Origin of the sequence: Bradyrhizobium sp. STM 3566 (assembly GCF_045571445.1) — a bacterium.
Lineage (GTDB): Bacteria > Pseudomonadota > Alphaproteobacteria > Rhizobiales > Xanthobacteraceae > Bradyrhizobium > Bradyrhizobium vignae.
In genome coordinates, this window is sequence record NZ_CP120692.1 from 3,509,298 (window position 1) to 3,520,780 (window position 11,483).

The following is an 11,483-nucleotide window of genomic DNA, read 5'->3' on the forward strand; positions in this document are numbered from 1 at the left end:
GGCCTCAACCCTTCCGGGCCGGCTCGCGCGTCCGGCACGCGTAGCGCCCGGCGGTCGTCTCGCGCTTGATATTCCGGTTGAAGAACTGGCCCATCGACGGCGCGCCGAGGAGGCGCTCGACCGTCTCGGCCGTCACGCCGCAATAGCGGTCATAGGCGCCGTGGCTCGCGACGATCAGGTCCTGCTGCGCGCGATCGTAACAGACCCGCTGAAGCACCGTGCTGCGGGTGATGTCCCGGCATTCGAATGTCTGGAGATCGACGAGGCGGTGTTCGTCGGTCTCGACCGTCTCGGACACGATCGGTGTGCCCGCGAGCTGCGCGAGCAGAAGGACGAAGGCCCTGACCACGATCGTTGAAGCTCCGCCTGAACGTGTTGAGGGGGGCGGGAGGGCCGCCTCATCCAGCACTTGAAACAGGACGAGATGATACGTCACTGGACAGATCGGGCATAGTCGCGCTAACCACCCGAAAACCAAGCGACTTCAATACATAACCAGACCTTCTTGACGAGTAAGATTGGCTTGATGAGCAAGATTGATCCCACCGCACGGGTCGCGGACGGCGCCGTGATCGGCGAGGGTACCGAGATCGGACCCTATTGCATCATCGGCCCGAACGTCGTGATCGGCGCGAACTGCAAGCTGATCGGACATGTCACCGTCATCGGCCACACCTCGCTCGGCAATGACTGCGTGATCTCGCCATTCGCAGTGCTCGGCGGCGCCCCGCAGGATCTCAGTTACAAGGGCGAGCCGACCCGGCTCGAGATCGGTTCGGGCTGCACCATCCGGGAAGGTGCGACGATGAATGTCGGCACGATCAAGGGTGGAGGGCTGACCCGCGTCGGCAGCGGCGGCTATTTCATGAACAACAGCCATGTCGGCCATGACTGCATGGTCGGCGACAACGTGATCTTCGCGACGTCGGCGACGCTCGGCGGCCACTGCGAGATCGGCGACGCCGTTTACATCGGCGGCCTGTCCGCCGTGCATCAGTTCACGCGCATCGGCCCCTATGTCATGGTCGGAGGCGTGTGCGGCGTGCGCGACGACGTCATCCCGTATGGACTGGTCAACGGCCAATATGCGGTGCTGGAGAGCCTCAATTTGATCGGCATGAAGCGCCGCAAATTCACCAAGCAGCGGCTCGCGACCGTGCGCGCGTTCTATCAGAAGCTCTTCCACGGGCCCGGCACCTTCGCCGAGCGGCTGGAGGCAGTGCGGCCGCTCGCGGGCGAAGACTCCGCGATCGCCGAAATTCTCGACTTCATCGGCAAGGGCAAGCGCCCGCTCTGTCTTCCCGCCATCGCAAAGTGATCCTGTGATGGCCGCGGGCACGACATCGGCGGCTTCGCAAGTTTCGTCACCGGTCGGTATCGTCGCCGGCGGTGGCGCCATGCCGTTCGCGGTCGCCGAGTCGCTTGCGGCGCGCGGCATCACGCCGGTGCTGTTTCCGCTACGCGGGGCCTGCGATCCGGCGCGGGTTGAGCAGTTCCGCCACCGCTGGATATCGGTCGGCCAGCTCGGCCGCGCGATGCGGCTGTTCCGCCAGGAAGGCTGCCGCGACCTGATCTTCATCGGCACCTTGGTGCGGCCCTCGCTGTCCGAGATCCGTTTCGACGTCAAGACGCTGCGCCTGCTCGGCAATGTCATCCGCGCGTTCCGCGGCGGCGACGATCATCTGCTGTCGGGTGTCGGCCGAATCCTCGAGCAGGACGGCTTCCGCATGGTCGGCATCAAGGATGTCGCGCCGGATCTGCTGATGCCCGAGGGCTGCATCAGCCGCACCTGGCCGAGCGGCACCAGCAAGAGTGACATCGAACGCGGCCGGGCAGTGCTGACCGCACTCGGTCCGTTCGACATCGGCCAGGCAGCGGTCGTGATCGACGGTCATGTGGTCGCGGTCGAGGACATCGAGGGCACCGACGCACTGCTTGCGCGCGTGGCGCGCCTGCGCGAGGAGGGGCGCATCCGCGCCGCCACGGGACGCGGCGTGCTGGTGAAGGCGCCGAAGAGCGGCCAGGATCTGCGCTTCGACCTGCCGACGATCGGCCCGCGCACGATCGAGGGCGTCGCGGCCGCCGGCCTTGCCGGCATCGCCGTCATCGCCGGCAACACCATCGCCGCCGAGCCGCAGGCGATGATCGCGCTTGCCGACGCGAAATATCTCTTCGTCATCGGCCTGCCCGCGTGATGCTGGACCGCGATCCCAAGCGCAAGATCTTCCTGATCGCGACGGAGGAATCCGGCGACAGGCTCGGCAGCGCCTTGATGAAGGTGCTGCGCCAGCGCCTCGGCGATGGCGTGCAGTTCGTCGGCGTCGGCGGCCGCACCATGGCGCGCGAGGGCCTCGAATCGCTGTTTCCGATCGAGGAGCTGTCGATCGTCGGCTTTGCCGCGGTGGTGCAGCAATTGCCGAAGATCCTGCGGCTGATCCGTAACACGGCTGACGCCGTGACCGAGGCTGCGCCCGACGCGCTCGTCATCATCGACAGCCCGGACTTCACCCACCGCGTCGCCCGGCGCGTGCGGTCGCGCAGTCCGGCGATTCCCATCGTCGATTACGTCTCGCCGCAGCTCTGGGCATGGCGGCCGGGACGGGCACGGACCATGCTCGGCTATGTCGATCACGTGCTCGGCCTGCTGCCGTTCGAGCCCGAGGAATACCGCAAGCTCGGCGGACCGCCATGCAGCTATGTCGGCCATCCCCTGATCGAGCAATTGGGCTCGCTGCGGCCGAACGCGGAGGAGCAGAAGCGCCGCAACAGTGAGCCCCCGGTGCTGCTGGTGCTGCCCGGCAGCCGCCGCAGCGAGATCCGGCATCATCTCGACGTGTTCGGCGCAACGCTGGGCCGGTTGCAGGCTAAGGGCTGCGCGTTCGAGCCGATGCTGCCGACCATGCCGCATCTCGAAACCACCATCCGCGAAGGCATAGCGCATTGGCCGGTCAAGCCTCACATCGTGATCGGCGAGAGCGAGAGGCGTGCGGCCTTCCGCATCGCGCATGCTGCGCTGGCCAAATCCGGCACGGTGACGCTCGAGCTCGCATTGTCGGGCATTCCGATGGTGACGGCCTATCGCGTCGGCGCCATCGAGGCCTTCATCCTGCGCCGCGCGATCCGCGTCTCCTCGGTGATCCTTGCCAATCTCGTGATCGGCAGGGATGTCATCCCGGAGTTCCTGCAGGAGGAGTGCACGCCGGAGAAGCTGGCGCCGGCGCTCTCTGCGCTGCTGACGGATTCGCCGCTCCGCCGTGAGCAGGTCGAGGCATTCGCCAAGCTCGATCAGATCATGTCAACCGGCAACAAATCGCCGAGCATGCTCGCCGCCGAAATCGTGCTCGCGACGATGCGCAAAGGACGTCGGGCGAGCTAGCACGTGTACTCATATCGCGTGCATCAGCCGCTAACTTGTTGAGACCTTAAGCGCTACGTTGTGGGCAAGGGAGACCGGTGCAGATGGACGATCATCCATTCCGAGCCACGTTTCGCAACTACGAAGGTGACGCGCCCCCTGCCGACTGTTTAGTGCTCCATCGAAAAAGCGGACCCGAGTCGATGTTGGGTACGCGCCCTGTAGCGCGATGAGATTTGGATGAATCGTCATCGCGCTTTAACTTGTTGTTTACGCATGAACTTTCCGGAAAACCGCTTCGCACTTTTCCGGATCATGCTTTAGCCGAGGCCCGCGTCGACCCGGAAACACTGGCTGGTGATGCGCCGGCTTTCGTCTGAGGCGAGGAACAGTGCCATGTTGGCGATGTCATCGGGCGTCACCGCGTCGGGAACGGCCTGGCGCGCACGCATCCCGGCGATGACCTGCTCGTCCGGATACCACAGCCGGCGCTGGCGCTCGGTGATCACCATGCCCGGCGCTATCGCGTTGACGCGAATGCGGTCGGGGCCGACCGACCGCGCCAGCGAGTTGGTGAAGCCGACGATCGCCGCTTTCGCCGCGGCATAGACCGGCAGCGCCGGCGCGCCGCGCATCCAGGCGATCGACGACATGTTGATGATGGAGCCGCCGCCGCGCGCCCGCATCTGCGGCACCACTGCCTGTGCGGCAAAGAAGACGTGCTTGAGATTGACACCGATCATCCAATCGAACTCGGCCGGCGTCACCTCGGCGAGAATCTGGCGTTGATCGTTGGCGGCGTTGTTGACGAGAACGGCGGCATCGCCGAGCGAACGGTGGGCCTCTGCCATCGCGGAGCGCAAGGCATCGATGTCGAGGAGATCGCAGGACACGAACAGCGGGGCGGTCCCGGACGAGGCCGCTACTTCCCGCACCAGCGTTCCGCCGGCGTCCGTATCGATGTCGAAGAAGGCGACCCGGGCCCCCTGGGCCGCAAAGGCCCGGACGAAGGCGGCGCCGATGCCACTGGCTCCTCCGGTAATCAACACCACGCGGCCCGCAAGGCCTGAATAGGTCGTCTTCGTCATGCGATCAGTCGCTCCGTCTCGGGGTCGAACAGGCAAATGCGGCGGGTGTCGAGCGCGAAGGCGGCGGTCGTGCCGGGCGCGGGACGGATATCCGGCGAGATCCGCGCCATCGCAGGCTCGCCCCCGAGCCGCAGCAACACCATCGTCTCGGCACCGGTCGGCTCGACCAACTCCACCGGCGCGTCGACGCGGACAGGCGCATCGCTGGAAAAGGTGCGGCTGGCCTCGGCAATGCATTCCGGTCTGATCCCGAACACCACCTCGCGCCCGACAAAGGAGGCTGCGGCGTCGTATCCCCTGAGGCGCAGACGAACCTCGTCGGGCCGTCCCGCGCCGATCACGACCACCGCCCCGTCACTGGCGGCCTCGAGCCGCGCCGGCATGGTGTTCATCGGCGGCGAGCCCATGAAGCGCGCCACGAACAGATTGGCGGGGTAGCGGTACACGGTATCGGGGTCGGCAAACTGTTGCACGCTGCCCTGATGCATCACGGCGATCCGCGTCGCCATCGTCATCGCCTCGATCTGGTCGTGGGTGACATAGACGATGGTGGCGCCGATGCGCTGATGCAGGCGCTTGATCTCCATCCGCATCTCGACGCGCAGCTTGGCGTCGAGATTGGAGAGCGGCTCGTCGAACAGGAAGAGCAGGGGATTGCGCACCAGCGCGCGCCCCATCGCCACGCGCTGGCGCTGGCCGCCGGACAATTGCGCCGGCTTGCGGCCGAGCAGCGGCTCGATCTGGAGCAGCTTTGCGACATTCGCGACCGCTTTCTCTTGCTCCGCCTTGGGCACGTGCCGGCATTCCATGCCGAAGGTGATGTTCTGGCGCACCGTCATCGAGGGATAGAGCGCGTAGGACTGAAACACCATCGCGATGTCGCGGTCTTTCGGCGCGACGTCGTTGACGATGCGCCCACCGATTTCGATCGTCCCCGCGCTCGGACGATCGAGCCCGGCGACCATGTTGAGCAGCGTGGACTTGCCGCAGCCGGACGGCCCGACCAGTACGGTGAACTCGCCGCTCTCGATGTCGAGATCGATGCCCTTCAGCACCTCCAGATTGGCGTAACGCTTGGATAAGGCGCGAATGCTCAGTGCTGCCATGATGGCCTCATCATTTCACGGCCCCGGCAGTCAGGCCGCGGACGAAGTACTTGCCGCCGAGGAGATAGATCAACAAAGTGGGCAGCGCCGCGATGATCACCGCGGCGCTCTGCACGCCATGCTGCGGGATGTCCGCGACTGCGGCCGATAGTGCGATCAGAGCCGCCGTGACGGGCTGCTGCTGGCCCGTCGTGAATGTCACGCCATAGAGGAACTCGTTCCAGATATGCGTGAACTGCCAGATCACCGTGACGATCAGGATGGGACCCGAGAGCGGCAGGATGATGCGCCAGAAGATACGAAAGAAGCCCGCCCCGTCGATGCGCGCGGCCCTAATCAATTCATGGGGAATGGCGACATAGTAGTTTCGGCAGAACAGCGTGGTGAAGGAGAGTCCCTGGATCGTGTGAATCAGCACGAGACCCGTCAGCGTGTTGATGAGACCGATGTCCCGCAGCACGATGGTCCAGGGCAAGAGGCGCATCTGCTGGGGAAGGAACAGGCCAAGGGTCACGATGCCGTAGATCCAGTTGTCGCCGCGAAAGCGCCAGAGCGACACGGCGTAGCCGGCGATCGCACCGAGCATGGTCGAGAAAATCGTCGCAGGGATCGTGACGAGCGCGGAGTTCAGCATGTACGGCCGGATGCCGGCGCAGGTCTCGGCGACGCAGAAGCCGCTCCAGGCTGCGGCGTAATTGCTCCAGGCCCATTGCCGCGGCCAACCGATCATCGAGGCCTGCGCGATCTCCTCGTTGCTACGGAGCGAGTTCAGCACCACAACGACCAGCGGCGCGAGCCAGGCCGCGGCGACCAGCGAAACGGCGAGATAGATCAAGATCCGGCTCGGTGCGAAGCTGCGATCACGCATGGGCGGCCCGCCGTCGCTGAACATATCGCCACGCCGCATAGGGCAACAGCACCGTGAGAAGAATGAGCAGCATGAGCACCGCCGCCGCCGCGCCGCGGCCGAGCAGGCTGCGCTGGAACATGAGGTCGTAGACGACGAGGGCCGGCAGCTGCGTCGCGATTCCCGGTCCACCGTTGGTGAGCGCGCGTACGAGATCGAACGTCGAAATCGCGAACTGCAACTGGATCACGACGACGGTGACGGTGATCGGCCGAGCGACGGCAGAATGATGCGCCGGTAGATTCGGACCGGGCCTGCACCGTCGATCTGAGCGGCCTTGATGATGTCGGCGTCGACGGACCGCAGGCCGGCAAGGAAGAGCGCCATGGCGAAGCCCGACGACTGCCAGATCGCAGCAATGACAATGGTCCAGATGGCCATGTCGCGGTCGATCAGCCAGTCGAACTTGAAGGAGGTCCAGCCGAGGTCGTGGACCAGCTTCTGGATCCCGAGGCCAGGATTGAGCAGCCAGCTCCAGACCGTGCCCGTGACCACGAAAGACACGGCAAGGGGATACAGGAAGATGGAGCGCAGCAGGTTCTCGCCGCGAATGCGCTGATCGAGCAGGATCGCAAGGATGAGCCCGGTCGCTGCGCTCAGCAGCACGAAAGCGCTGCCAAACAGCAGCAAATTGTCGAAGGCGATCTGCCAGTTCCGCGATGCCGTGACCGCCGTGTAGTTGCGCAAGCCGACCCAGCCCGCGACCGGGACCAGAGTGGATGGCGTGAACGATATCCAGATCGTCCACAGCGCGAACGACACGAGGTGCGCCGCGGACAGCAGCAGCGGCACCCAGATCAAGAGATATTCGGGCAGCCGGCGCACCAATTCGGTAGCCGCCGACCGCCCCGGTCTTGTCAGGACGGCATCGGTCAACGTGCGCCCTCGACGGCCTCGGCGAGGCGGGTGACCGCTTGCTCCGGCTTGATCGTCTTGTTCTTCACGTACTCCGTGATCACGTCGATCATCGCCGCGGTCATGCCGTTTTCCTGCGCCATGTTGTGCGCAAGGCTCAGGACCGCCTGATTGCTGGCGATCGCGTCCTTTAGAGCTGCTGCGGTCCGCCGTTGACCTTCTGACCAGCCTTCGCCGGAAAGGTCAACATCGGTGCGCACGGGGATCGATCCGGTGATCTGCGAATACATCGTCTGGATCGCCGGATCCATGACGAGCTGGGCCATCAGCATCTGGCCGGCTTGCAGGTCCGGCTCCTTGCGCTGCCAGAAGATGAAAGCATCGGCATTCAACAGGAAGACCGGCTTGCTGTTGTCGCTGGGGCCCGGTGCAATCATGAAGTCCTCGAACTTGAAGCCGGCATTGCGCAACACGCCCTGCGCCCAGCCGCCCATGATCATCATGCCCATGTCGCCGTCGACGAAGCGCTTCAGGTTGGTCGAAAAATGTTGGGCGCCGACGTTGGGGTCCATCCAGTCGGAGATCTTGCGCACCTGCGCGAACGCAGCCTTGATCTCGGGTCCCTCGAGAGCTTTCGTGTCGAGATTCATGATGGCTGCGCGGTATGCGGTGGGACTGATGCCCGCGAGCGCGGCCTCGAATTTCTGCCCGTCGTCGGGGCGGGTCCCACCGTTGGCAATGGGATAGGGGACACCGCCCGCTTTCATCTTTTCGGCGAGGTCATTGAAGTCGGCCCAGGTGACGGGGATCTTGTCGGCCTTGGCCTTGTCCATCGCGCGTTTGGACAGGAACAGCATGTTGGTGCTGTAGATCTGCAACGGCAATGCAATCCATTTGCCCGCCGGCTTGTGCAATCGCGCAAGATCGGGAGCGATGACCTTTTCGTAACCGGCGGCAGCGACGACGCCGTCGAGATCGACGGTCGGAGCAATCTTCGACCAGGCCGCAATCTCCGGACCCTTGAGCTGCGAGCAGGCCGGCGGATCGCCGGCCATGATCTGCGCGCGCAGCTTGTTCATCATCTCGGTGGTGAAGCCGGGGACGGGCGAGTGCTGCCAAACGCCGCCTTTCTCCTCGAATTTCTTGCCCAGCGCCGTGATCGCCGCTCCGTCGCTGCCCGCGGACCATTGCGAGATCGCGGTCAGGCGCGGCTTGACCGCGCCTTGCGCGCGGGCAAATGCCGGCAGGGCGAGTGTGGCGACGGATCCAGCGAGCAGACGGCGCCTTGTTGTTGTGATCGGCATTGCAATTCCTCCCGGTGTGAAGTCTCGGCACATATGGGACGTGCAGGTTCAGCGCATGTCAGGCCGCCTCCGTCGATGCCGCCGGCATGCCGCCGCGGCTGGCCAGACAAAAGGCGGCGAAAGCCAGTGCGGCTTGCGGATCGTTGCCCGTCGAGGGCGGCACGAAGGCGAGGGATAGCCGCGCCAGTTTGCGTCCGCCCAGCAGGCAGGCGTCGATCCCATCGACCACCGCCTTCCGATCCTCTTCGGACAGAAGCGAGGGCCAGCCGCTGATCGCGACGCCGCCGCATGGCTTGACGTTCAGCGTGTTGCCGACCGCAAGGCCAAGCCGGAACAAGCGTCGCCGCAACTCCTGGCGCACGCGCGCCGAGAGCGGGATCGTGTGCACCCATTCGCTGCCGTGCTGGAGCAATTCAGCCTCGGAGATGCCGAGGAGCGCGGCCAGAGCGGGAAGCGAGGTATAGGCCTCGACGCAGCCGTGATGGCCGCAGCGGCAGCGCGGTCCCTCAGGCCCGAACACCATGTGGCCGAGTTCGATCGGTTGCAGGGCATCGGCCTCGGCCGGATCATCCATCCAGGCGCCGGCAACGCCGTGGCTGACGAGGACGAACAGATGCGTGTCGCTGAACGGATAGTTCTGCGTGCGGCAGCGGTGAAAGATGGCGTGCGCCACCACCGAATTGGTGAATTCCAGCGGCACCCCGGCAAACATCTCGCCGATCATGCCACTGAGACGCGCGACATGGCAGGGGATGATCGGGTTGCCGGATACGGTGAGCCGGCCAAGGCCCGGAATGGAGACGCCGATTTGTGAGAGCGTGATGTGGCGGCGGCGTGTCCAGTCGCGCAGCAATGTCATCGCCTCGCCGAACACGCGGCCGACCGTTTCGACCGTGGGTACCTTCGGCAGTGGCAGACGCTCCGTGTAGTGCAATTCGCCGGCGAGACCGCCGACGCCGACGCTGAGCCATTGAGCGCTCAGCTCGACGGCTGCGAGCGCCACCGCACCGTCGAGTGACACGAGGCCCGTCGGGCCGCCGACGTAAGGAGCAGGGCGCCGCACTTCCTCGATCAGGCCTTCGGCCTTCAGGTCGAACAGGATGCGCGACAGGCTCGCTTCCGACAGGCGCACGGCCTTGGCCAGAGGCGGACGAAACGAGCCGCCCGACTGAAGCAGATGAGTCAAAATGGCAGCGCGCGTCTGCCGCCGACTTCGCGGCTGCTCCGGCATTTCCATCCCTGTCGTCATTCTTACTTAGTGTAAGAATTTGCGCGCGGAGCGCTTCGGCTGTCAAGCGGTGGCCGGCGCGGTGCGCCGACTTGTTGTTGTGCGCGGCAGCATGGTTGCCGCGTCAGCTGCCGAGGAAATCGTGAGGTTGGGCAGCTGCGCTTTACCACTCGACGGGTCCCGCAAACGAAAACGGCGCCATCTTTCGATGACGCCGCTTCGAAGCCGTTATGGCCGATTGTTAGCGCTTGTCGATCGGAACGTAATCGCGCTTGGCGACGCCGGTGTAGAGCTGGCGCGGACGGCCGATCTTCTGATGCGGATCCTCGATCATCTCGCTCCACTGGCTGATCCAGCCGACGGTGCGGGCGACCGCGAACAGCACGGTGAACATCGAGACCGGGAAGCCCATCGCCTTCAGCGTGATGCCCGAATAGAAGTCGACGTTCGGGTAGAGCTTGCGATCGATGAAGTACTGGTCGCTGAGCGCGATCTTCTCGAGCTCCATCGCCACCTTCAGCATCGGATCGTCGCCATGGCCGGTCTCCTTGAGCACGGCGTGACACATCTTCTGCATGATCTTGGCGCGCGGATCGTAGTTCTTGTAGACGCGGTGACCGAAGCCCATGAGGCGGACTTCCGAGTTCTTGTCCTTCACCTTGGCGATGAACTCGGGGATCTTATCGACCGTGCCGATCTCGTAGAGCATGTTGAGCGCGGCTTCGTTGGCGCCGCCATGCGCCGGGCCCCACAGGCAGGCGATGCCGGCTGCGATGCAGGCGAACGGGTTGGCGCCCGAGGAGCCGGCGATGCGCACCGTCGAGGTCGAGGCGTTCTGCTCGTGGTCGGCGTGCAGGATGAAGATCTTCTCCAGCGCGTCGGCGAGAACCGGGCTGACCTTGTAATCCTCGCAGGGCACCGCGAAGCACATGTTCAGGAAGTTCTCGGCAAAGCGCAGCGAGTTCTTCGGATAAACGAAGGGCTGGCCGACGGTATACTTGTAGGCCATCGCGGCCAGCGTCGGGATCTTGGCGATCATGCGCATGGAGGCGACCATGCGCTGCTTGGGATCGTTGATGTCGGTCGAGTCGTGATAGAACGCGGCCAGCGCGCCGACGGCCGCCACCATGATCGCCATCGGATGGGCGTCGCGGCGGAAGCCCTGGAAGAAGCGGGCCATCTGCTCGTGCACCATCGTGTGATGGGTCACGCGATAGTCGAAATCCTTCTTCTGCGCGGCGGTCGGCAGATCCCCGTAGAGCAGGAGATAGCAGGTCTCCAGGAAGTCGCCGTGCTCGGCGAGCTGCTCGATCGGGTAGCCGCGGTATTCCAGCACGCCCGCATCACCGTCGATATAGGTGATCTTGGACTGGCAGCTCGCGGTCGAGGTGAAGCCCGGATCGTAGGTGAACAGGCCGGATTGGCCGTAGAGCTTGCCGATATCGATGACGTCAGGCCCGACGCTACCGCTGAGGATCGGGAGATCGTAATTCTTGTTTCCGACCGTCAGCGTCGCGGTCTTTGGGCTTGGTTTTGCGTCCATCAGAGGTCCCCGATGTGTGGTGAAACGGGCCGGAGCCGGAGGCCCCCAGGGAGAGCATGGGGGCAGGCCGGATGTTCCAGAATGTACGGGGGAGATG

Annotated in this window: 10 protein-coding genes and 2 pseudogenes; 3 read left to right on the plus strand and 9 right to left on the minus strand. The window is 64.7% G+C overall.

The features are described 5' to 3' along the window. Positions 1-4: 4 nt before the first annotated feature. A complete protein-coding gene (locus P6U27_RS16855) occupies positions 5-349 on the minus strand; it encodes a KTSC domain-containing protein (RefSeq protein ID WP_122403055.1) in 345 nt (114 codons plus the stop codon). Positions 350-526: 177 nt separating this feature from the next. On the opposite strand from P6U27_RS16855, the gene lpxA reads away from it, so the two are divergent. The 3 genes from lpxA to lpxB are packed head-to-tail and all read left to right on the plus strand — an operon-like array spanning position 527 to position 3,376. Continuing rightward, positions 527-1,318 carry an acyl-ACP--UDP-N-acetylglucosamine O-acyltransferase gene (lpxA, locus tag P6U27_RS16860; RefSeq protein ID WP_122403056.1) on the plus strand — a complete coding sequence of 264 codons (792 nt, stop codon included), beginning with the start codon at positions 527-529 and terminating at the stop codon, positions 1,316-1,318. Positions 1,319-1,325: 7 nt separating this feature from the next. Further along, complete coding sequence (locus tag P6U27_RS16865) at positions 1,326-2,195, plus strand: LpxI family protein (protein WP_122403057.1); 870 nt, start codon at positions 1,326-1,328, stop codon at positions 2,193-2,195. Further along, positions 2,192-3,376 (plus strand): lipid-A-disaccharide synthase, encoded by a 1,185-nt coding sequence (gene lpxB / locus P6U27_RS16870; protein ID WP_122403058.1) that lies wholly within the window; start codon positions 2,192-2,194, stop codon positions 3,374-3,376. The genes P6U27_RS16865 and lpxB overlap by 4 nt, the downstream gene beginning before the upstream one ends. Before the next feature lie 53 nt (positions 3,377-3,429). Here lpxB and P6U27_RS16875 read toward each other — a convergent pair. The 8 genes and pseudogenes from P6U27_RS16875 to gltA form a co-directional block, all read right to left on the minus strand. Then, a pseudogene (locus P6U27_RS16875) lies at positions 3,430-3,477 on the minus strand (hypothetical protein); the annotation flags it as partial. 198 nt (positions 3,478-3,675) lie between these two features. After that, on the minus strand, positions 3,676-4,443 hold the full coding sequence (locus P6U27_RS16880) for an SDR family NAD(P)-dependent oxidoreductase (protein ID WP_122403059.1): 768 nt from the start codon (positions 4,441-4,443) through the stop codon (positions 3,676-3,678). Next, a complete protein-coding gene (locus tag P6U27_RS16885; protein WP_122403060.1) occupies positions 4,440-5,549 on the minus strand; it encodes an ABC transporter ATP-binding protein in 1,110 nt (369 codons plus the stop codon). The genes P6U27_RS16880 and P6U27_RS16885 overlap by 4 nt, the downstream gene beginning before the upstream one ends. A gap of 10 nt (positions 5,550-5,559) precedes the next feature. Continuing rightward, positions 5,560-6,417, minus strand: a complete 858-nt coding sequence (locus P6U27_RS16890; RefSeq protein ID WP_162500260.1) for a carbohydrate ABC transporter permease — start codon at positions 6,415-6,417, stop codon at positions 5,560-5,562. Then, a pseudogene (locus tag P6U27_RS16895) lies at positions 6,410-7,332 on the minus strand (carbohydrate ABC transporter permease). The gene P6U27_RS16890 and the pseudogene P6U27_RS16895 overlap by 8 nt, the downstream one beginning before the upstream one ends. Next, entirely contained in the window at positions 7,329-8,615 is a 1,287-nt protein-coding gene (locus P6U27_RS16900) for an ABC transporter substrate-binding protein (RefSeq protein ID WP_407194314.1), read from the minus strand. Before P6U27_RS16900 ends, P6U27_RS16895 begins: the two are co-directional and overlap by 4 nt. A 58-nt stretch (positions 8,616-8,673) precedes the next feature. Further along, entirely contained in the window at positions 8,674-9,852 is a 1,179-nt protein-coding gene (locus tag P6U27_RS16905) for an ROK family transcriptional regulator (RefSeq protein ID WP_174221580.1), read from the minus strand. Between the two features lie 232 nt (positions 9,853-10,084). After that, positions 10,085-11,386: a citrate synthase gene (gene gltA, locus P6U27_RS16910; RefSeq protein WP_122403065.1), complete on the minus strand. Its 1,302-nt coding sequence runs from the start codon at positions 11,384-11,386 to the stop codon at positions 10,085-10,087. Positions 11,387-11,483 lie beyond the last annotated feature (97 nt).